Here is a 20,295-nt window from a genome sequence, read left to right on the forward strand (position 1 = left end):
GTTCACTCCTGTCCAATCAGGTTTTCGAAATCGACCTTCTCGCGCACCGCGCAATCGGGGCAGCACCAGTCGTCGGAGATGTCGGCGAACGGAGTCCCGGCCGGAAAGCCTTCCCGCGGAGCACCTTTGGCCTCGTCGTAGATGTAGTCGCAGCCGGGGCAGCGGTAGCGGGTCATGCCGTCACCGCCGGGTAGCGGGCCAGCAGCTTGGCGCGCCGCCGCGGCGACACGTTGACCCGGGTGATGTCGCCGCCGTAGTGGGCCAGCACCCGATGGTCCATCACCTTGCGCCACAGCGGCGGGAAGTAGGTGAGCGAGATCATCGACGCGTACCCGCTGGGCAGGTTGGGCGAGCCGTCCAGGCTGCGCAGCGTCTGGTAGCGCCGGGTCGGGTTGGCGTGGTGATCGCTGTGCCGCTGCAGGTGGTAGAGGAACAGGTTGGTGACGACGTGGTCGGAGTTCCAGCTGTGCTCGGGCGTGCACCGCTCGTAGCGCGCTTTCCCCGAAGGCGAGTCGATCTTGCGCCGCAGCAGCCCGTAGTGCTCCAGGTAGTTGACCGCCTCGAGCAGGCTGAAGCCGAACACCGCCTGGATGACCACGAATGGGATGAGCCCCGGGCCGAAGACCGCGATCAGCACGCCCCACAACACGATTGACATCGCCCAGGCGTTGAGCACGTCGTTGGACGGGTAGGTGAGCGGGTTCCACGGGTTCTTGCCGAGCCGGCGCAGCCGTTGGGCTTCCAGCCGCAGCGCGGAACGCAGGCTGCCGAACACGCTGCGCGGCAAGAACTCCCAGAAGGTCTCCCCGAACCGGGCCGACGCCGGATCCTCCGGCGTGGCCACCCGCACGTGGTGGCCGCGGTTGTGCTCGATGTAGAAGTGGCCGTAGCAGGTCTGGGCCAGGGTGATCTTGGACAGCCAGCGCTCCAGCGAGTCCTTCTTGTGGCCCATCTCGTGCGCGGTGTTGATGCCGACGCCGCCGAGCACGCCGACCGACAGCGCCAGCCCCAGCTTGCCCGCCCAGCCGAGGCCGCCGTGGAAGCCCAGCCAGCTCAGGTCGGTGGCGGTGAACAGGTAGGCGCCCAGGATCACGCTCAGGTACTGGAACGGGATGTAGACGTAGGTGCAGTAGCGGTAGTACTTGTCGTTCTCCAGCCGCTCCATCACCTCGTCGGGCGGGTTCTGGCCGTCGGGGCCGAAGCGCAGGTCGAGGATCGGCAACAGGACGTAGAGCAGGATCGGCCCGATCCACAGCGGCACCTGGGCGGCGGCGTGCCAGCCCAGCCGGTTCAGGGCCCAGACCAGCGGCAGCATCACGAACAGCGCCGTCGGCGCGATCAGCCCCATCAGCCACAGCCGGCGCTTCTTGTCCCGCCAGGCGGCCGGATCCGAGGGTTGTTGCAGGTCAACGGTGGTCATTTGGAAACCTCCTTGTGAGTCACACCACGTTGGAGGTTGACAATACCGGCGTCTACGTCTCCTGTCTAGACAAAAGGGTCTGTTTGTAAAGCCAGGTGGCTTTACGGCACCGGGCTGTTGGGGTCGGCCGCCAGCGCGTCGCTGCGGTCGGGTTCGCCCGCGTCGCGACGGCCCTGCACCGAGTGCCAGTAGCCGTAGCCGGCGTAGATCGCCGTACCCACCACCAGCCAGATGCCGAACCGGACCCAGGTAAGCGCGGTGAGGTTGAGCATCAGCCACACGCAGGCGCCGATCGAGGCGATCGGCAGCACCGGCACCCACGGCGCCTTGAAGCCCCGCTCCAGATCCGGCCGGGTGCGGCGCAGCACCATCACCCCGGCGGAGACCAGGACGAAGGCGAACAGCGTTCCGACGTTGACCATCTCCTCGAGCTTGGTGATCGGGAACACCGAGGCTGTCACCGCCACCACCAGGGCGACCAGCACGGTGATGCGCACCGGCGTGCCCCGCGACCCGGTCTTGGCCAGCGCCCGCGGCAACAGCCCGTCGCGCGCCATCGCGAACAGCACCCGGCACTGGCCGAGCATCAGCACCATCACGACCGTAGTTAGCCCGGCCAGTGCGCCGATGGAGATGATCTTGCTCGCCCAGTGGATGCCGTTGGCGGTGAAGGCGGTGGCCAGGTTGGCCTGCCCGCGGCCCGGCATCGTCTTGAGTTGGGTGTAGGACACCATGCCGGACAACACGACGGCGACGGCCACGTAGAGCAGCGTGACGATGCCCAGCGACGCCAGGATGCCCCGGGGGACGTCGCGCTGCGGATGCTTGGTCTCCTCGGCCATGGTGGCCACGATGTCGAACCCGATGAACGCGAAGAACACGATGGACGCCCCGGCCAGCACGCCGTACCAGCCGTAGTGGCTGGTGTGCGCCCCGGTCAGCAGCGACAGCACCGACTGGTCGATGACCTTGGCCTGGCCGCCGGCCTCCGGCTTGGGGATGAACGGCGAGTAGTTGGCGCGCTTGATGTAGAAGACGCCGACCACCACGACGAACACCACCACCGACACCTTGATCCCGGTGATCACCGCGGAGAACCTCGACGACAGCTTGGTGCCCAGCGCGATCAGGGTGGCCACCCCACCGACGATCACCAGCGCACCCCAGTCGAGCTGGACGGCCCCGAATTTGACTGTGCCGCCGGAGAATCCGAACACCGTGCCCAGATAGCTGGACCAGCCCTTGGCCACCACCGCGGCGCCGATTGCCAACTCCAGCAGCAGATTCCAGCCGATGATCCAGGCCAGGAACTCCCCGAAGGTGGCGTAGGAGAAGGTGTAGGCGCTGCCGGCCACCGGCAGGGTGGAGGCGAACTCGGCGTAGCACAGCGCCGCCAGCGCGCAGGTGCCCGCCGCGATCACGAACGACACCCAGATGGCCGGGCCGGTGATGTCGCCGGTCGTCGACGCGGTGACGGTGAAGATGCCGGCGCCGATCACCACCGCGACGCCGAACACGACCAGGTCCCACCAGGTCAGGTCCTTGCGCAGCCGGGTGTCCGGCTCGTCGGTGTCGGCGATCGACTGTTCCACCGACTTCGTCCGCCATCGACTGGCCATTCAACCGCCCTTTCCCAACGCTGGGAGCCATTGGTCCGTCACAGTACTGGGTAGTCTCCGCAGATGCCGGACGGCAAAGCAAACGCGCGGGAGCACGCGCTGGTCATCGGGGGAAGCATCGCCGGCCTGTGCGCGGCGCGGGTGCTGTCGGAGTCGTATTCGGCGGTGACGGTCTGCGAGCGCGACGAGTTGCCGGCCGCGCCGGCCAGCCGGGCGACCGTCCCGCAGGACCGGCACCTGCACCTGCTGATGGCGCGCGGGGCGATCGAATTCGAGAAGCTGTTTCCCGGCCTGCTCGACGACATGACGGCCGCCGGCGTGCCCAGGCTGCACAACCGGCCCGAGTGCATCCATCTGGGCGCCACCGGCCACGTGCTGGGCACCGGGCAAACCCTGCGCGACGAGTTCACCGCCTACGTGCCCAGCCGTCCGCAGCTGGAATGGCAGCTGCGCAAACGGGTGCACGCCATCGGCAACGTGACGGTGCTGCGCCGCTCGGTGGCCCAGCCGCGGTTCGACCCGGCGCGAGCGCGGGTGACCGGGGTGTGGCTGGACCCGGTCGCCGGCGGGTCCGCGGAGTTCGTCGCCGCCGATCTGGTGGTCGACGCGGCGGGGCGCGGCACCCGATTGCCGGTGTGGTTGTCGCAGTGGGGTTTTCAGCGCCCACCCGAAGAGGTGATCGACATCGGCATCAACTACGCCACCCAGCACTTCCACATCCCCGACGGGCTGATCGCCCAGAAGGTGGTGGTGGCCGGCGCCTCGCACGACGAGCCGCTGGGGCTGGGCATGCTGTGCTACGAGGACCGGGTCTGGGTGTTGACCACGTTCGGGGTGGCCGACGCCAAACCGCCCCGCACGTTCCCCGAAATGCTGACGCTGGCGCGCCGCTTGCTGCCCGCCCACTTCGGCGACGCGCTGGCCCGGGCCGAGCCGCTGGGCGATCCCGCGTTTCACGCCTTTCCGGCCAGCCGGTGGCGCCGCTACGACAAGCTGGACCGCGTCCCGGCCGGCATCGTCGCCCTCGGCGACGCGGTGGCCAGCTTCAACCCCACCTTCGGCCAGGGGATGACGATGACCGCGCTGCAGGCCGGTCATCTGCGCCGCGCGCTGCGATGCCCCGACGACCGGCTGGCCGCGGCGCTGTACCGGGCCACCGCCAAGACCACCTTCCCGGTGTGGACGATGAACGCCATCGGCGACGTCACCTTCCACCACGCCACCACCAAACGACCCGCCCCGTGGTGGTGGCGACCGTCGGGCGCGCTGTTCGACCAGTTCCTGGGCGCCGCCGAGACCGAACCCGTTCTGGCGGAATGGTTTCTGCGCCGGTTCTCGCTGCTGGACAGCCTCTACCTGATCCCGCCGCCCCGCATCGTCGGGCGCGCCGTCGGGCACAACATGCGGCTGTGGCTGGGGCAGCGCCGCCGTGCGGGCCGGCCGGGGACCGCTACAGCCCGACCGTCGCCCTGAACAGCTTGGTGGGTTCGTGGGCGACCAGCCGGATCGGGGCATCGTCGGCGGCCACCCAGGCGGCCATGCCGCGCTTGAGCCGCAGCGAGCCGGATTTGCCGTGCACGGTCGTGCAGCCCTGGATGCACAGCAGGATCTGCGGGCCGTCGTGGCTGCAGGTGGCGTCCACCTCGTGGCCGACGTACTCGTCCTCGAGCTCCAACAGCGCGACGGCGAACTCGTCGGTCGGGGTCTCATAGATCCGCCCGAAGCCCTCGCGCCGCACGCGCGGGCGCAGCTGGTCCTCGGTGGTGGGCGCGAAGTCGAGCACCCGCAGCAGCTCGGGCACGTCGACGTGCTTGGGGGTCAGGCCGCCGCGTAACACGTTGTCGGAGTTGGCCATCACCTCCACGGCGAAGCCCCGCAGATAGGTGTGCAGGTTGCCGGCCGAGACGAAGATAGCCTCGCCCGGTGCCAGGCTGACCCGGTTGAGCAGCAACGCCGCCAGCACCCCGGCGTCGCCGGGATAGCGCTCGCCCAGCTCGAGCACGGTCTTGGCCTCGGCCGCGAATTCCGTTGCGCCCGAACTGAGATAGGCGATTGCGCCGTCCAGCACGGCGGGCACCACCACGTCGATGTCGGGCTGCGGGGCGGTGATCCAGGTGGTGAACAGCGCGCGCAGGCCGTCGGCGTCGGACTGGTCGCCCAGCAACTCGATGAAGGGATCGAGATCGGAGACGGCCAGCGCCCGCAGCAGCTCGACGGTGCGCGACGCCGGGCGGAACCCGGCCAGCGCCTCGAACGGATACAGCGCGACCAGCAACTCCGGCTTGTGCGAGGTGTCGCGGTAGTTGCGCACCGGCGAGTTCAGCGGGATGCCGAGCCGCTCCTCGCGCAGGTAGCCCTCGGCCGCCTGCTCGGCGCTCGGATGTGCCTGCAGCGACAGTGGCTCGTCGGCGGCCAGCACCTTGACCAAAAACGGCAGCACGTCACCGAACCGGGCCCGCGACCCCGGACCGAGCTGTCCCTCCGGGTCGGCGCGCAGCGCGTCGAGCAACGTGATCTCGCCGTTGTCGGTCTCCAGCCAGGCCGGGTCGCCCGGGTGGGCGCCGAACCAGAGTTCGGCCTCCGGATGCGCCGCCGGCACCGGTCGTTCGGTGAATTCGGCGATGGCGGTACGCGAACCCCATGCGTATGTTCTCAAAGCCCCGCGAAGCAGCTCCACTGTTCTATCTATCCCCGCACCAGTCGCATGTAAACGGCGGCCATCTCCAGCCGGACGGCCAGCACCGCCAGCTGCTGCTCGGTCCGCCCGGGCCCGCCGAGTGCGGGTGACACGCCGGAGCCGGCCGAGCCGCCGGGGCCGTCGGGCACATCCTCGGCGGCCAGCAGGTACACGTCGTCGAGCCCGGCCGTGCGGGCGGCCACCACCGTCTGCTCGGCGGCCAGCACCACCGCCAGCACCCGCAGCCGGGGCGGCAGCGGCCCGTCGATCTGCTCGTCGTGGAACAGCGCGGCGTCCGGATCCTCCAGGGCGCGCGGCACCGCCGCGCGCATGGCGACCACCGCGTCGGCCAGCCCGGTGGCCGGGGTCACCTGGTTGGCCACCCGCAACAGCACTGAGCTGCCGTGCCGGGCCAGCGCCAGGGTCGCCGCGCTGTCGCCGGCCAGCGCGACCTGGCGATCGGCGATCCGCGCGGCCAGCAGCTTGGCCGGGTTGGTGAACAGCTCGCGCCCGGCGCTGTTGCGCAGCGCCTCGGCGTCCAGCTCGTCGGCGAGCAGCCCCAGGTCGACGCTGGGCCGCGGGTCCACGGCGTGGACCACCGCCAGCCCGGCGGCCAAATACCGGCACAGGCCGAACTCGTCGGGCACCCACAGTCGGGGCGCCAGCACGGCGGCGCGGCCCGCGGTGGAATCGCGCAGCGGTCCCTCGTACGGCGCGACGACCACCACCCGCGCGCCGCGGCGCACCCCGGTCGCGGCGGCGGCGACGAGCGCCGGGTCGCCGGGGTCGTCGCCGGCGACGACCAGCACGTCGAGCGGGCCCACCCACGGCGGCGCCTCGCCGGCCAGCGCGAACGGCTGCGAGGCCACTCCCCCGAGCGTCGCCGACAGCATCACCCCGGCGGTCTCGGCGGTTCCGCGGCCGGCCACCCAGATCACGCTGCGCGGCCGGTCCTCGACCCGCAGCGGCTCCAGCGCGCCCTCCTCGACCGCGGTGGCGATGGCCCGCACCTGCGCGCCGGCCGACGACGCGGCCCGCAGCAGGCCGTCGCGGTCGGCGCTCAGCAGGCCCTCGGTGTCCTCCAGATCGATTGCGCGGGTGGCGTTCACGGCGCCGCCCCCGCGTCCGCCTCGGTCGTCGTTCCCGCGGTGATCGCGGCGATCTCGGCGCTGATCTGGGCGACCGCCGCGGCGACGTCCTCTGCCGTGCGGCCCTCCACGTTGAGCCGCAGCAGCGGTTCGGTGTTGGAGCTGCGCAGGTTGAACCAGCTGCCGTCGCCCAGGTCCACGGTCACCCCGTCCACGTGGTCCAGGGAGTGGATCCGGGTGCCGAACGACCTCAGCACCGCTTCGGTGCACTGCCCGGCGTCGGCGACGGTGAAGTTGATCTCGCCGGACGACTCGTAGCGCTGGTAGTCCGCGGTCAGCTCGGACAGCGGGCGGTCCTGTTCGCCGAGGGCGGCCAGCACGTACAGCGCGGCCAGCATCCCGGAGTCGGCGCCCCAGAAGTCGCGGAAGTAGTAGTGCGCCGAGTGCTCGCCGCCGAAGATCGCGCCGGTGTCGGCCATCAGCGCCTTGATGTAGGAGTGCCCCACCCGCGAGCGCAGCGGGGTGCCGCCGCGCTCGCTGACCAGCTCGGGCACCGCGCGCGAGGTGATCACGTTGTGGATGATCGTCGCGCCGATCTCGCGGCCGAGTTCGCGGGCGGCCACCAGGCTGGTCACGGTCGACGGCGACACCGGGTTGCCGCGCTCGTCGACCACGAAGCAGCGATCGGCGTCGCCGTCGAAGGCCAGGCCGATGTCGGCGCCGGTCTCGCGCACGTAGGCCTGCAGGTCGACCAGGTTGGCCGGGTCCAGCGGGTTGGCCTCGTGGTGCGGGAAGGAGCCGTCGAGCTCGAAGTACAACGGCGCCAACGTGATCGACTCGATCGGGCCGAGCACCGCGGGTGTGGTGAGGCCGGCCATGCCGTTGCCGGCGTCGACGGCCACCCGCAGCGGGCGCAGCCCGGAGGTGTCCACCAGCGAGCGCAGGAACCGCCCGTAGTCGGCCAGCACGTCGCGGTCGCCGACCGATCCCGGTGGCCCGTCGTAGTCCTCGACGCCGGCGATCACGTCGTCGGCGATGGTGCGCAACCCGCTGTCGGCGCCGACCGGCCGGGCGCCGGCACGGCACAGCTTGATCCCGTTGTAGGCCGCCGGGTTGTGGCTCGCGGTGAACATCGCGCCGGGGCAGTCCAGCAGGCCGGACGCGAAGTAGAGCTGATCGGTGGACGCCAGCCCGATGCGCACTACGTCCAGACCCTGCCCGGTCACCCCGGCGGCGAACGCGGCGGCCAGGGTGGGTGAGCTGTCGCGCATGTCGTGGCCGATGACGACCTGGCCGGCGCCCTCGGCGCGCATCAGCTTGGCGAAGGCCGCGCCGAGGTCGGCGACCAGCGGCTGGTCGAGCTCTTCGCCGACCAGCCCACGCACGTCGTACGCCTTGACGACACGGTGGACAGTCGCGGCGGGCCGGGACATGCGGGACTCCTGACGACGTGAACTCTTGGCCGCCAGCCTATCGGGCCGGGGAGAACACCGGCCGCCGCGGTGCGCGCGGATTCGGGTGCGCCCCCATCGGGTGCGGCCCGGGTCAGTCGCTGGGGTCGGGCAGCACCCGCAGATGCCCGCGGCGCCGTCCGGAACGTTGCTCGGGCGGGGCGATCAGGCTGCTGCTCGGCGCGGTGGCCTGGGTGCCGCCGGGGTGAAGATGCGGATCGCCGAAGCCGTTTCGGGGCACCGCCGCACCGGCGTAGGGCAGCGTGCGTTCGGCCGAACCGCCTTCGCGGACCGCGTCGGCGAGGGCGACCAGGTCGTCCTCGTCGGGGTGCGTGGGCAGCGGCCCGGCGTGGCGCACCAGGTCCCACCCGCGCGGGGCGGTGATCCGGCCGGCGTGGTTGACGCACAAATCCCAGGAATGCGGTTCCCGTGCGGTCGCCAGCGGGCCGACGACTGCCGTCGAGTCCGAGTAGACGAACGTCAGGGTCGCCACGGCGTAGTGCGGGCACCCGGGCCGGCAACAGCGACGGGGAACGTTCACGCTCGAAAGGCTATCGTGCGCAAACGCCGCCGAAGCGCCGGACACGCGCAACGCCGCGGCCCCCGATGTGCAACCGTTACCATCGGCCCGATGAGTGAATCCCGTGGCGATTCGCGCAGCTCCGGCCGAAGCAGCCGGTTTTCGCGACGATCGGCTCCGCGCCGGCTCTCGCGCAGGGGCCGCGACATGCGCGGCCCGCTGCTGCCGCCCACCGTGCCGGGATGGCGCAGCCGCGCCGAACGCTTCGACATGGCGGTGCTGGAGGCCTACGAACCCATCGAGCGGGACTGGCAGGACCGGCTGGCCGACCTGGACGTGGCGGTCGACGAGATCCCGCGCATCTCGGCCAAGGATCCCGACAGCGTGCAGTGGCCGACGGAGGTGATCGCCGACGGCCCGATTCCGCTGGCCCGGTTGATCCCCGCCGGTGTCGACATCCGCGGCAACGCCACGCGAGCGCGAATTGTGTTGTTCCGCAAGCCAATTGAGCGACGGGCCAAGGACACCGTGGAACTCGGGGAATTACTGCACGAAATCCTGGTGGCCCAGGTCGCCATCTACCTCGACGTGGAACCCTCGGTCATCGACCCGACGATCGACGACGACTGACCCCCGATCGTTGCGAGAGCGGGTCAGATGATGCCGCGCTTGAGGCGGCGGCGTTCGCGTTCGGACAGACCGCCCCAGATGCCGAAGCGCTCGTCGTGCTCGAGTGCGTACTCCAGGCACTCGTGGCGCACCTCGCAGCCCAGGCAGATCTTCTTGGCCTCGCGGGTGGAGCCGCCCTTCTCCGGGAAGAAGGCCTCCGGGTCGGTTTGCGCGCACAGCGCCCGGTCCTGCCACTGGTCGGCGACGGGCGCCGGCAGCGGCTCGGGCTCGAATGCGACTGGCGCATCAGGAACCACGGTCAAGTGCGGCCGGACGGGACGGGCCGGCGCCGAGTCGATCGGGGTGTGCGGCGTGCCCGCCATGGCGCCTCGAAGATTTTCGTAAGACATACGGTCGTCCGCCTCCTCAGCTTGATTGGAGTGTGATTGGTTCCCACTGTTCTGATGTACAGACAATTCGAACAAGTGATCGAATCTCGGTCTGCGACACCGGAGTCGGCCGGCCAACCGGGAAATGACACTGATGTGATTAGACACGGGTTGACCTGCCGGGTCAAGCACTTTGGCGCATTTCCATACCATCTCGTGATCAAATTTCGGCGTTTCTGTTGTTTTGCGCCTTCGGCGTGTCGATCACACCGTTCACAATTTCCCCACCAGCTTCCCGACAAGCGGTGTGCAACCTCAACTTTGAGGCGCCCGCGACGGGCCCGACACCGCAGCGTCGCCGGGCAGTACTGTCGTGCTCTGTGAGGCTCAAGTGAAGGTCACCGTTCTGGTCGGTGGGGTTGGCGGCGCCCGCTTCCTGCTGGGTGTTCAACAGTTGTTCGGGCTGGGTCAGTTTCGTGCGCAACGGCATACGCACGGGCGCCCGGACACGGCGGCGGGCAGCCACGAGCTGACGGCGATCGTCAACATTGGCGATGACGCCTGGATCCACGGACTGCGCGTCTGCCCCGATTTGGACACCTGCATGTACACCTTAGGTGGAGGTGTGGACCCGGCGCGAGGGTGGGGGCACCGCGACGAAACCTGGCACGCCAAAGAGGAATTGGCGCGCTACGGGGTGCAGCCGGACTGGTTCGGTCTGGGCGACCGCGACATCGGCACCCACCTGGTGCGCACCCAGATGCTCAACGCCGGCTACCCGCTGACACAGATCACCGCCGCGCTGTGCGACCGCTGGCAACCCGGCGCGCGGCTGCTGCCGGTCAGCGACGACCGGTGCGAGACACACGTGGTGATAACCGATCCCGACGACGGCAGCCGGCGGGCCATCCACTTCCAGGAGTGGTGGGTGCGCTACCGCGCCCAGGTGCCCACCCACAGCTTCGCGTTCGTCGGCGCCGAAAAGGCAGCCGCGACAACGGAAACCATCGCCGCCATCGCCGACGCCGACGTCATCCTGATCGCCCCGTCCAACCCGGTGGTGAGCGTCGGGGCCATCCTGGCCGTACCCGGCGTCCGCGGCGCGTTGCGGGCGGCCGGCGCGCCGATCGTCGGCTACTCCCCGATCATCGGCGGAAAGCCGTTGCGCGGCATGGCCGATGCCTGCCTGTCGGTGATCGGGGTGGAATCCACCGCCGAGGCCGTCGGCCGCCACTACGGCGCGCGGCGGGGCACCGGGATCCTGGATTGCTGGCTGGTGAGCCAGGACGACCACGCCGACATCGAGGGGGTGGCGGTGCGCGCGGTGCCGCTGATGATGACCGACCCCGCGGCGACCGCCGAGATGGTCAGCGCGGGGCTGCAGCTGGCGGGCGTGACGCCGTGAGTCCCGCCGGCGAGCACGGCACCGCCGCCCCGATCGAGATCCTGCCGGTGGCCGGGCTGCCCGAATTCCGCCCCGGCGACGATCTGGGGGCGGCCGTCGCCAAGGCCGCGCCGTGGCTGCGCGACGGCGACGTCGTCGTCGTCACCAGCAAGGCCGTCTCCAAGTGCGAGGGCCGGCTGGTGCCGGCGCCGGCCGATCCCGAGGAACGCGATCGGCTGCGGCGCAAGCTGGTCGACGAGGAAGCCGTCCGGGTGCTGGCCCGCAAGGGCCGCACCCTGATCACCGAGAACCGGCACGGGCTGGTGCAGGCCGCCGCCGGGGTGGACGGATCCAACGTCGGCCGCGACGAGCTGGCGCTGCTGCCGCTGGACCCCGACGCCAGCGCCGCGGCGCTGCGCGCGCGGCTGCGCGAGCTACTGGGCGTCGAGGTCGCCGTGCTGGTCACCGACACCATGGGCCGCGCCTGGCGCAACGGCCAGACCGACGCCGCGGTGGGGGCGGCAGGACTGGCTGTGCTGCACGGCTATTCGGGTGCGGTGGATCAGCACGGCAACGAGCTGCTGGTCACCGAGGTGGCGATCGCCGACGAGATCGCCGCGGCCGCCGATCTGGTGAAGGGCAAACTGACCGCGATGCCGGTGGCGGTGGTGCGCGGGCTGTCGGTGACCGACGACGGGTCGACCGCCCGGCAGTTGTTGCGGCCGGGCACCGAGGACCTGTTCTGGCTGGGCACCGCCGAGGCCATCGAGTTGGGCCGCCGCCAGGCGCAGCTGCTGCGCCGTTCGGTGCGCCGGTTCAGCGCCGAGCCGGTGCCCGCGGAGCTGGTGCGCGAGGCCGTCGCCGAGGCCCTGACCGCGCCGGCCCCGCACCACACCCGCCCGGTGCGGTTCGTCTGGCTGCAGACCCCGGCGGTGCGGACCCAGCTGCTGGACGCGATGAAGGACAAGTGGCGCGCCGACCTGGCCGGCGACGGCCGGCCCGCCGAGTCGATCGAACGCCGGGTGGCGCGCGGCCAGATCCTCTACGACGCGCCCGAAGTCGTCATCCCGATGCTGGTCCCCGACGGCGCGCACAGCTATCCCGACGCCGCCCGCACCGACGCCGAGCACACCATGTTCACCGTGGCGGTCGGCGCGGCCGTGCAGGCCCTGCTGGTCGGGTTGGCGGTGCGCGGGCTGGGCAGCTGCTGGATCGGCTCCACGATCTTCGCCGCCGACCTGGTGCGCGCCGAGCTCGGGTTGCCCGCCGACTGGGAGCCGTTGGGGGCCATCGCCATCGGCTATGCCGCCGAACCCGCCGGGCCGCGGGATCCGGCGGGCCCTGGGGATCTGCTGATCCGCAAGTGATACTGAGCGCGTGACGACGTTCGCGGGCAAGGCGGCGGCCTCGGCCGACAAGGTCCGCGGCGGCTACTACACGCCGGCGCCGGTGGCGCGGTTCCTGGCCCGCTGGGTGCGCCGGGCCGGGCCGAGGATCGTCGAACCCTCCTGCGGCGACGGCGCGATCCTGCGCGAGCTGGCCCGGCTCAGCGACCGGGTGCACGGCGTCGAGCTGATCCCGCACGAGGCGGCCAAGGCCCGGCGGTTCGCACCCGTGTCCGCCGAGAGCCTGTTCAGCTGGCTCGCCACCGCCGAGGACGGCGGCTGGGACGGCGTCGCCGGCAATCCGCCCTACATCCGGTTCGGGAATTGGGCGTCGCCGCAACGCGATCCGGCGCTGGCGTTGCTGCGGCGCGAGGGTTTGCGGCCGACCCGGCTGACCAACGCCTGGGTGCCGTTCGTGGTGGCCGGCACCGTGCTGGTGCGCGACGGCGGCCGGGTGGGGCTGGTGCTTTCGGCCGAGCTGCTGCAGGTCGGCTACGCCGCGCAGCTGCGCGAGTTCCTGCTGAGCCGATTCCGCGACATCACGCTGCTGACCTTCGAGCGGCTGGTGTTCGACGGCGTCCTGCAGGAGGTGGTGTTGTTCTGCGGCGTCGTCGGGACCGGCCCGGCGCGCATCCGCACCGTGACCCTGGCCGGCGCGGACGCCCTGGCCGACATCGACGTCGAGCGCCTGGCGTCCGCCCCGGCGCTGCTGCACGAGCACGAGAAGTGGACCAAGTACTTTCTGGACCCGGCCGCGATCGAGCTGCTGCGCGCGCTCAAGGCCTCGGCGACGCTGACCCGGCTGGGCGCGCTCGCCGAGGTGGACGTGGGCATCGTGACCGGCCGCAATGCCTTTTTCACCTTCACCGACGAGCAGGTGACCGCGTTGGGGCTGCGCCGGCACTGCGTGCCCCTCGTCTCGCGCAGCGCCCAGCTGTCCGGGCTGATCTACGACACCGATTGCCGGGCAAGCGATCTCGCCGCCGGGCAGCGCGGCTGGCTGCTCAACGCGCCGCGCGAGCCGGCCGATCCCGCGTTGACCGCGCACATCCGCGCCGGGGAGGCCGCCGGGGTGCACCGCGGCTACAAGTGCTCGATCCGCACGCCGTGGTGGAGCACGCCGTCGCTGTGGCAGCCCGACCTGTTCCTGCTGCGCCAGATCCACGCCGCGCCCCGGCTGACGGTCAACGCCGCGGGGGCCACCAGCATCGACACCGTGCACCGGGTGCGGGTTGGGCCGGGCGTCGTCCCGGCGGCGCTGGCCGCGGTGTTCCACAACAGCGTCACGTTCGCGTTCGCCGAGATCATGGGCCGCAGCTACGGCGGGGGCGTGCTGGAGCTGGAGCCGCGCGAGGCGGAGCAGCTGCCGCTCCCCCGGCCGGAGTGCGCGGACGCCGATCTGGTCGGCGATGTCGACCTGTTGCTGAAGGCCGGCGAGCTGGACAAGGCGCTGGACGTCGTGGACCGCCGGGTGCTGATCGACGCGCTGGGCGTCCCGCCCCGGGCGGTGGCGGACTGCCGCGCGGCCTGGGCGTGTCTGCGGGATCGCCGGAAACGGCGGGCATCCCGGTGAGCGTGCGCGACTCGGTGCTGGCGCTGCTGACGCAGTGGGATCCGCCCGATGCGGCCCAGGATTCGTTGCGGCACGCGGTGTTGGCGTTCGTGCACGCCCGCCCCGACGCGTGCCGGCGGGAGTGCGAGCCCGGGCATGTCACCGCGTCGACGCTGGTGCTCGACCACACCGGCGACCGGGTGCTGCTGACCCTGCACCGCCGGCTGGGCCGGTGGGTGCAGTTGGGCGGGCACTGCGACGACGACGACGCCGGCATCGTCGCGGCGGCGTTGCGCGAGGCCACCGAGGAGTCCGGGATCGATGGGCTGCGGATGGCGCCCGGGTTGGCCGCGGTGCACGTGCATCCGGTGACCTGCTCGCTGGGGCTGCCCACCCGGCATCTGGATCTGCAATTCGTCGCGCACGCGCCGGCCGGCGCCCGGATCGCGATCAGCGACGAGTCCGAGGACCTGCGCTGGTGGCCCGTCGACGCGCTACCCGCGGACACCGATCACGCGCTGGCCTATCTGGTCGCCCAGGCCACGCGAGCGTCACGCTAGCGTGGCCGCCGGCGCCGGGCGTCACGCTGGCGTGACGCCCGAAAGCGAACGGGAAAGGGAACGCGAAAGCGAAAGCGAGCCTCAGACGTCGGAGGAGTAGCGAATCCCGCCGTCGGGGATCGACACGCCGGGCCACACCCGGGCGCCGCGCAGCAGCTCGCAGCGCGCCCCGATGTCGGCGCCATCGCCGATCACCCCGTCGCGGATCAGCGCCCGCGGGCCGATGCGCGCGCCGAACCCGACGATCGAGCGCTCGATCACGCTGCCGGCCTCCACCTTGACGCCGTCGAAGATCACCGCGCCGTCCAGCCGGACGCCGGGGCCGATCTCGGCGCCCCGGCCGACGACGGTGCCGCCGATCAGCACGGCGCCCGGCGACACCGCCGCACCGTCGTGCACCAGCTGCTCGCCGCGGTGGCCGTGCAGGGCCGGCGACGGCGCGATGCCGCGCACCAGATCCGCCGAGCCGCGCACGAAGTCCTCGGGCGTGCCCATGTCGCGCCAATAGGTGGCGTCGACGTAGCCGCACACCTTGACGTCGGGATCGGACAGCAGCGCGGGGAACACCTCGCGCTCCACCGACACCTCGCGGCCGCGCGGGATCCGGTCGATGACGCGGCGGGCGAAGACGTAGCAGCCGGCGTTGATCTGGTCGGTCGGCGGGTCCTGGGTCTTCTCCAGGAACGCGGTGACCCGGCCGTCCTCGGTGGTCACGCAGCCGAACGCGCGCGGATCGCTCACCCGTACCAGGTGCAAGGTGACGTCGGCCTGCTGCGCGGCGTGGAAGTCGAGCATCTGGCCCAGGTCGGAGCCGGAGAGCACGTCGCCGTTGAACACCATCACGGTGTCGTGCCGCAGCTGGCCGGCGACGTTGGCGATGCCGCCGCCGGTGCCCAGCGGCCGCTCCTCGGTCACGTACTCGATCTGCAGACCCAGCTTGGAGCCGTCGCCGAACTCCGCCTCGAACACCGCGGCCTGATACGACGTGCTCAGGATGACGTGCTCGATGCCGGCCGCGGCGATCCGGGACAGCAGATGGGTGAGGAACGGCAGCCCGGCGGTGGGCAGCATCGGCTTGGGCGCCGACAGGGTCAGCGGCCGCAGCCGGGTGCCCTTGCCGCCCACCAGGATCACCACGTCGACTTCGGGAGTTCCCACCTCAGTGCCGCCCTTCTACCCGCCGCCCGGACTCGCGCAGCGCGCTGCGCACCATCAGCCGGGCGCGCACCGCCAGCGACGCGCGCAGCGCCCAGCGCAGCGGCGCGCGCATCCAACCGGAATACCGGTCGGCCAGAAACATATAGGTGCTGCGGTGGTGGGCGGCCAGGTGGCTGGCCGGGTCGGCCCCGGTGGAGTGGCCCTTGTGGTGCAGCACCTCGGCCGACGGCACGTAGACCGACAGCCAGCCGGCCTTGCCCAGCCGGTCGCCGAGGTCGACGTCCTCCATGTACATGAAGTAGCGCTCGTCGAACCCGCCGACCCGCTCGAATGCCGAGCGGCGCACCAGCAGGCACGAACCCGACAGCCAGCCCACCGGCCGCTCGCTGGGCTCCAGCCGCTCCTGGCGGTAGGCCGTCGACCACGGGTTGTTCTTCCAGAACGGCCCGACGACCGCGTGCATGCCGCCGCGCACCAAGCTGGGCAGGTGCCGCGCCGACGGGTACACCGAGCCGTCGGGGTCGCGCACCAGCGGGCCCAGCGCGCCGGCCCGCGGCCAGCGCGCCGCGGCGTCCAGCAGCGCGTCGATGCTGCCCGGGCCCCACTGCACGTCCGGGTTGGCGACGATCACCCACTCGCCGCCGCGATCCAGCTGTGCCACAGCACGATTCACCGCGGTGCCGTAGCCGAGGTTGGCGCCGGTGTGAAACAGCCGCACGTTGGGGTAGCGCTCGACGGCGGCCTGCGGCGTCCCGTCGGTGGAGCCGTTGTCGGCCAGCAGCACGCACACCTCGCGGTCGGTGGCCAGCGACAGCGACGCCAGGAAGCGCTCCAGGTGCGGGCCCGGTGAATAGGTCACCGTCACCACCGGCAGCACGTCAGTCACGCGTAGAGGGTAACGGTCGATCCGCCGCGGCCGGGCTACCAGCGTTGGTGAGCGCGGCGACAAGCGCAGGGCGCCAGGGCCTTAGCGGCCGCAGCCCGGCCGCGGCGGACTCGCGGCTGCCCAGCGCCGAGTAGGTCGGCCGCGGCGCCGGCCGGGGAAAGTGCTCGGTGCCCACCGGCCGCACCCGCGCCGGGTCGGCGCCGCATTCCTCGAAGACCGCGCGGGCCTGCTCGAAGCGGGACACCGCGCCCTCGTTGGCGGCGTGCAGGACCGGCCCGGGCACCCGGTCGTCGACGATCTGCAGCAGCGCGGCCGCCAGGTCGCCGACGTAGGTCGGTGACCCGATCTGGTCGTCGACCACCTGCACCGGGCCCTCCCCCGCGGCCAGCCGGCGCATGACGGCGACGAAGTCCTTGCCGGTGCCGCCGGTGTAGACCCAGGCGGTGCGCACCACGACGCCCTGCGCGGGATCCGGCAGTGCCGCCAGCACGGCCCGCTCCCCCGCGACCTTGCTGCGGGCGTACACGCCCTGCGGCGCGACGGGGTCGCCGGGCTCGTAGGGGCGCGGCCGGTCCGGGGCGCCGGCTGGGGACTCGCCGCCGAACACGTAGTCGGTGGAAACGTGGAGCAGCCGGGCGCCGGCGCGCGCGCAGGCCCGCGCGATATGCCCGGGGCCGGCCTCGTTGACCGCGAAGGCGCCCGCCTCGTCGCTCTCGGCGCCGTCGACGTCGGTGTAGGCCGCGCAATTGATCACCACGTCGCCGGGCCGCACGATGCGTTCGGCCGCCGCCGGGTCGGTGATGTCCCACTGCGCGGACGTCAGCGCCACCACGTCACGGCCCTGACCAGCCGCCAGCGCGCTCACATAGCCGCCCAGCTGCCCACCGGCGCCGGCGATCACGATCCTGCCTGACATGGTTCGAGTTTGGCATGAGGCCTCGGGCCGCCGGGACGGCCGGGGCACGCGGGCGCCGGCTACCCGTGAAGCCAGTGTGTCGCAAGTAATGTAGTGGGATGCCTGTGCAACGTGTGGTTCGTGTGATTGCCACCGCGCTGACGCTCGCGGTCGTGCTCGGCACCGGGATCGCGTGGAGCAACGTCCGGTCCTTCGAAGACGGCATCTTTCACATGTCGGCGCCGTCGCTGGGCAAGGGCGGCGACGACGGCGCGATCGACATCCTGCTGGTGGGCCTGGACAGCCGGACCGACGCGCACGGCAACCCGCTGTCGCAGCAGGAGCTGGAGACGCTGCGGGCCGGCGACGAGGAGGCCACCAACACCGACACCATCATCCTGATCCGCATCCCCAACAACGGGAAGTCGGCGACCGCGATCTCGATCCCGCGCGACTCCTACGTCGCCGCCCCGGGGCTGGGCAAGACCAAGATCAACGGCGTCTACGGTCAGACCCGGGAGGCCAAGCGCGCCAGCCTGGTCAAGGCCGGCGATTCGGCCGAGGACGCCGCGGCCCAGGGCACCGAGGCCGGTCGTGAGGCGCTGATCAAGACCGTCGCCGACCTCACCGGCGTCACCGTCGACCACTACGCCGAGATCGGCCTGCTCGGCTTCGCGCTGATCACCGACGCGCTCGGCGGCGTCGACGTGTGCCTCAAAGAGCCGGTGTTCGAACCGCTTTCGGGTGCCGACTTCCCGGCCGGCCCGCAGCGGCTCAGCGGCCCGGAGGCGCTCAGCTTCGTGCGCCAGCGCCACGAACTGCCGCGCGGCGACCTGGACCGGGTGGTGCGCCAGCAGGTGGTGATGGCCTCGCTGGCGCACCGGGTCATCTCCGGGCAGACGCTGTCCAGCCCCGCCACGGTCAAGCGGCTGGAGGCCGCCGTGCAGCGCTCGGTGGTGATCTCCGCAGGCTGGGACGTGATGGACTTCGTGCAGCAGATGCAGAAGCTGGCCGGCGGCAACGTCGCGTTCGCCACCATCCCGGTGCTGGACGGCGCCGGCTGGAGCGACGACGGCATGCAGAGCGTGGTGCGGGTGGACCCGCACCAGGTCGCCGACTGGGTGGGCAGCCTGCTGCACGACCAGGAGCAGGGCAAGACCGAGGAGATCGCCTACACCCCGGCCAAGACCACCGCCAGCGTCGTCAACGACACCGACATCAACGGTCTGGCCGCGGCCGTCTCGGATGTGTTGAGCGCCAAGGGCTTTGCCACCGGCACGGTGGGCAACAACGACGGGGGGCACGTCAAGACCAGCCAGGTGCGCGCCGCCAAGAGCGACGACCTGGGCGCCAAAGAGGTGTCCAAGGAACTGGGCGGGTTGCCGGTGGTGGCCGACAGCTCGCTGGCGCCGGGCGCGGTGCGGGTGGTGCTGGCCAACGACTACAGCGGTCCCGGCTCGGGCCTGTCGGGCACCGAATCGATCATGCCCGCCAAGGTGTCCACCGCCGGCGCGGTGAGCACCAACGACAAGGCGCCCGCGCCGTCGCCGATCCTGACCGCCGGCTCCGACAAGCCGGAGTGCATAAACTAGCGCCGGTGCGCCAATCGAGCACGCTGTCCGCGGCGATCCTGGATCCCATGCTGCGGGCCGACCCGGTCGGTCCGCGCATCACCTACTACGACGACGCGACCGCCGAGCGCATCGAGCTCTCCGGTGTGACGCTGGCCAACTGGGCCGCCAAGACCGGCAACCTGCTGCGCGACGAACTCGGCGCCGGACCGGCCAGCCGGGTCGCGATCCTGTTGCCCGCGCACTGGCAGACGGCGGCGGTGCTGTTCGGGGTGTGGTGGATCGGCGCCGAGGCGGTGCTCGCCGGCCCGGCCGATCTGGCCCTGTGCACGCCGCCGCGGCTGGACGACGCCGACGCCACCGGCGCCGGCGAGGTGGCGGTGCTGTCGCTGGATCCGTTCGGCCGCCCGGTGAGCGACCTGCCGATCGGGGTGACCGACTACGCCACCGCGGTGCGGGTGCACGGCGACCAGATCGTGCCCGAGCCGCGACCGGGCCCGGCGCTAAACGGCCGCTCGGTCGACCAGGTGCTGCAGCAGTGCCGAAGTTCCGCGGCGGCACGGGGTTTGACGGCGGCCGACCGGGTGCTTTCCAGCGCGTCGTGGCCGGATCCCGACGCGCTGGTGGACGGGCTGCTGGCGATCCTGGCCGTCGGCGGCTCGCTGGTTCAGGTGGCCAATGCCGACCCGGCGGTGCAGCAGCGCCGAATCGAATCCGAGAAGGTCACCCGGGTGCTGTGAGCGCCTGCCTTCGGGCGCCCGATACATATTGATATCGCTATATTTCGATGTTAACGTCGTGCGAGCATGGGCTGAACGCGCACACGACAGGAAGGTTGCGGCAATGGCGGTCTACGGGCTGTTGGCGAAGGCGGCAGGGACGGTGGTCACCGGGTTGGTCGGCGTGACGGCCTACGAGGTGGTGCGCAAGGCCGTGGCCAAGGCGCCCCTGCACGAGACGGCCGTCAAGGGGGCCGAACTGGGCCTGCGCGGCACCCGCAAGGCCGAGGAGGCCGCCGAGTCGGCGCGGCTCAAGCTGGCCGACGTGATGGCCGAGGCCCGCGAGCGCATCGGCGAGGAGGCGCCCACGCCCTCGATCGCCGACACCCACGACCACGAGCACTGACCCTTC

20 protein-coding genes are annotated in these 20,295 nt (G+C 71.6%); 9 read left to right on the forward strand and 11 right to left on the reverse strand.

Annotation, left to right across the window (positions count from 1 at the left end):
* Positions 1–2: 2 nt before the first annotated feature.
* The 3 genes from MAA44156_RS18200 to MAA44156_RS18210 all read right to left on the reverse strand — a co-directional run bounded on the left by MAA44156_RS18200 (position 3) and on the right by MAA44156_RS18210 (position 3,039).
* A complete protein-coding gene (locus MAA44156_RS18200) occupies positions 3–176 on the reverse strand; it encodes a rubredoxin (RefSeq protein WP_009978743.1) in 174 nt (57 codons plus the stop codon).
* Positions 173–1,420 carry an alkane 1-monooxygenase gene (locus MAA44156_RS18205; protein WP_003874560.1) on the reverse strand — a complete coding sequence of 416 codons (1,248 nt, stop codon included), beginning with the start codon at positions 1,418–1,420 and terminating at the stop codon, positions 173–175. Before MAA44156_RS18205 ends, MAA44156_RS18200 begins: the two co-directional genes overlap by 4 nt.
* Positions 1,421–1,521: 101 nt before the next feature.
* The gene (locus MAA44156_RS18210; RefSeq protein WP_029248583.1) at positions 1,522–3,039 is read right to left on the reverse strand and encodes an amino acid permease; all 1,518 of its coding nucleotides are present in this window, start codon (positions 3,037–3,039) and stop codon (positions 1,522–1,524) included.
* A gap of 63 nt (positions 3,040–3,102) precedes the next feature.
* Here MAA44156_RS18210 and MAA44156_RS18215 point away from each other — a divergent pair, with 63 nt between their 5' ends.
* Complete coding sequence (locus tag MAA44156_RS18215) at positions 3,103–4,512, forward strand: FAD-dependent oxidoreductase (protein WP_009978745.1); 1,410 nt, start codon at positions 3,103–3,105, stop codon at positions 4,510–4,512.
* Here the strand turns inward: MAA44156_RS18215 and manA are convergent.
* From manA to MAA44156_RS18235, 4 genes are all read right to left on the reverse strand, one after another.
* Entirely contained in the window at positions 4,490–5,716 is a 1,227-nt protein-coding gene (gene manA / locus MAA44156_RS18220; protein WP_009978746.1) for a mannose-6-phosphate isomerase, class I, read from the reverse strand. The genes MAA44156_RS18215 and manA overlap by 23 nt on opposite strands.
* An 8-nt stretch (positions 5,717–5,724) precedes the next feature.
* Positions 5,725–6,825, reverse strand: a complete 1,101-nt coding sequence (locus tag MAA44156_RS18225; protein WP_003878948.1) for a hypothetical protein — start codon at positions 6,823–6,825, stop codon at positions 5,725–5,727.
* Complete coding sequence (locus tag MAA44156_RS18230; protein WP_009978747.1) at positions 6,822–8,237, reverse strand: phosphomannomutase/phosphoglucomutase; 1,416 nt, start codon at positions 8,235–8,237, stop codon at positions 6,822–6,824. The genes MAA44156_RS18225 and MAA44156_RS18230 overlap by 4 nt, the downstream gene beginning before the upstream one ends.
* A gap of 112 nt (positions 8,238–8,349) precedes the next feature.
* Positions 8,350–8,796, reverse strand: coding sequence for a DUF3499 domain-containing protein (locus MAA44156_RS18235; RefSeq protein ID WP_080555763.1), 447 nt, complete (start codon positions 8,794–8,796; stop codon positions 8,350–8,352).
* Positions 8,797–8,982: 186 nt separating this feature from the next.
* Between MAA44156_RS18235 and MAA44156_RS18240 the strand changes: the two genes are divergently transcribed.
* On the forward strand, positions 8,983–9,405 hold the full coding sequence (locus MAA44156_RS18240) for a metallopeptidase family protein (RefSeq protein WP_009978749.1): 423 nt from the start codon (positions 8,983–8,985) through the stop codon (positions 9,403–9,405).
* A 23-nt stretch (positions 9,406–9,428) separates the two neighbouring features.
* Here MAA44156_RS18240 and MAA44156_RS18245 read toward each other — a convergent pair whose 3' ends face one another.
* The gene (locus tag MAA44156_RS18245; protein WP_011725952.1) at positions 9,429–9,767 is read right to left on the reverse strand and encodes a WhiB family transcriptional regulator; all 339 of its coding nucleotides are present in this window, start codon (positions 9,765–9,767) and stop codon (positions 9,429–9,431) included.
* A 397-nt stretch (positions 9,768–10,164) separates the two neighbouring features.
* Between MAA44156_RS18245 and cofD the strand changes: the two genes are divergently transcribed.
* From cofD to MAA44156_RS18265, 4 genes are read left to right on the forward strand one after another with little or no spacing between them, the layout of a single operon-like run.
* Positions 10,165–11,178, forward strand: a complete 1,014-nt coding sequence (cofD, locus tag MAA44156_RS18250; RefSeq protein ID WP_009978751.1) for a 2-phospho-L-lactate transferase — start codon at positions 10,165–10,167, stop codon at positions 11,176–11,178.
* Positions 11,175–12,524, forward strand: coding sequence for a coenzyme F420-0:L-glutamate ligase (locus tag MAA44156_RS18255; protein WP_009978752.1), 1,350 nt, complete (start codon positions 11,175–11,177; stop codon positions 12,522–12,524). The genes cofD and MAA44156_RS18255 overlap by 4 nt, the downstream gene beginning before the upstream one ends.
* A 10-nt stretch (positions 12,525–12,534) precedes the next feature.
* Positions 12,535–14,115 (forward strand): Eco57I restriction-modification methylase domain-containing protein, encoded by a 1,581-nt coding sequence (locus tag MAA44156_RS18260; protein WP_009978753.1) that lies wholly within the window; start codon positions 12,535–12,537, stop codon positions 14,113–14,115.
* A complete protein-coding gene (locus MAA44156_RS18265; protein ID WP_009978754.1) occupies positions 14,112–14,654 on the forward strand; it encodes an NUDIX hydrolase in 543 nt (180 codons plus the stop codon). The genes MAA44156_RS18260 and MAA44156_RS18265 overlap by 4 nt, the downstream gene beginning before the upstream one ends.
* Before the next feature lie 81 nt (positions 14,655–14,735).
* Here MAA44156_RS18265 and manB read toward each other — a convergent pair whose 3' ends face one another.
* Genes manB through rfbD form a run of 3 tightly spaced genes read right to left on the reverse strand, consistent with a single transcriptional unit; the run spans position 14,736 to position 17,614 of the window.
* Complete coding sequence (manB, locus tag MAA44156_RS18270) at positions 14,736–15,812, reverse strand: mannose-1-phosphate guanylyltransferase (protein WP_009978755.1); 1,077 nt, start codon at positions 15,810–15,812, stop codon at positions 14,736–14,738.
* A gap of 1 nt (position 15,813) precedes the next feature.
* Positions 15,814–16,680: a glycosyltransferase family 2 protein gene (locus MAA44156_RS18275; RefSeq protein WP_085988272.1), complete on the reverse strand. Its 867-nt coding sequence runs from the start codon at positions 16,678–16,680 to the stop codon at positions 15,814–15,816.
* A 10-nt stretch (positions 16,681–16,690) separates the two neighbouring features.
* A complete protein-coding gene (rfbD, locus tag MAA44156_RS18280) occupies positions 16,691–17,614 on the reverse strand; it encodes a dTDP-4-dehydrorhamnose reductase (protein WP_029248585.1) in 924 nt (307 codons plus the stop codon).
* Positions 17,615–17,712: 98 nt separating this feature from the next.
* Between rfbD and MAA44156_RS18285 the strand changes: the two genes are divergently transcribed.
* The 3 genes from MAA44156_RS18285 to MAA44156_RS18295 all read left to right on the forward strand — a co-directional run bounded on the left by MAA44156_RS18285 (position 17,713) and on the right by MAA44156_RS18295 (position 20,289).
* Entirely contained in the window at positions 17,713–19,185 is a 1,473-nt protein-coding gene (locus MAA44156_RS18285; protein WP_003874544.1) for an LCP family protein, read from the forward strand.
* A 5-nt stretch (positions 19,186–19,190) separates the two neighbouring features.
* Positions 19,191–19,904 carry a TIGR03089 family protein gene (locus MAA44156_RS18290; RefSeq protein WP_023879519.1) on the forward strand — a complete coding sequence of 238 codons (714 nt, stop codon included), beginning with the start codon at positions 19,191–19,193 and terminating at the stop codon, positions 19,902–19,904.
* A 103-nt stretch (positions 19,905–20,007) separates the two neighbouring features.
* Complete coding sequence (locus tag MAA44156_RS18295) at positions 20,008–20,289, forward strand: DUF1490 family protein (protein WP_009978763.1); 282 nt, start codon at positions 20,008–20,010, stop codon at positions 20,287–20,289.
* The last annotated feature ends 6 nt before the right edge of the window (positions 20,290–20,295 follow it).

Origin of the sequence: Mycobacterium avium subsp. avium, from assembly GCF_009741445.1 — a bacterium.
GTDB lineage: Bacteria > Actinomycetota > Actinomycetes > Mycobacteriales > Mycobacteriaceae > Mycobacterium > Mycobacterium avium.

Excerpts from the sequence above, each read along its gene's own strand:
- MAA44156_RS18205 (WP_003874560.1), bottom strand. The coding sequence starts at position 1,420 with ATGACCACCGTTGACCTGCAACAACCCTCGGATCCGGCCGCCTGGCGG.
- MAA44156_RS18295 (WP_009978763.1), top strand. The coding sequence starts at position 20,008 with ATGGCGGTCTACGGGCTGTTGGCGAAGGCGGCAGGGACGGTGGTCACC.
- rfbD (WP_029248585.1), bottom strand. The coding sequence starts at position 17,614 with ATGTCAGGCAGGATCGTGATCGCCGGCGCCGGTGGGCAGCTGGGCGGC.
- MAA44156_RS18230 (WP_009978747.1), bottom strand. The coding sequence starts at position 8,237 with ATGTCCCGGCCCGCCGCGACTGTCCACCGTGTCGTCAAGGCGTACGAC.
- MAA44156_RS18215 (WP_009978745.1), top strand. The coding sequence starts at position 3,103 with ATGCCGGACGGCAAAGCAAACGCGCGGGAGCACGCGCTGGTCATCGGG.
- MAA44156_RS18240 (WP_009978749.1), top strand. The coding sequence starts at position 8,983 with ATGCGCGGCCCGCTGCTGCCGCCCACCGTGCCGGGATGGCGCAGCCGC.
- MAA44156_RS18210 (WP_029248583.1), bottom strand. The coding sequence starts at position 3,039 with ATGGCCAGTCGATGGCGGACGAAGTCGGTGGAACAGTCGATCGCCGAC.
- MAA44156_RS18245 (WP_011725952.1), bottom strand. The coding sequence starts at position 9,767 with ATGGCGGGCACGCCGCACACCCCGATCGACTCGGCGCCGGCCCGTCCC.
- MAA44156_RS18200 (WP_009978743.1), bottom strand. The coding sequence starts at position 176 with ATGACCCGCTACCGCTGCCCCGGCTGCGACTACATCTACGACGAGGCC.
- MAA44156_RS18285 (WP_003874544.1), top strand. The coding sequence starts at position 17,713 with ATGCCTGTGCAACGTGTGGTTCGTGTGATTGCCACCGCGCTGACGCTC.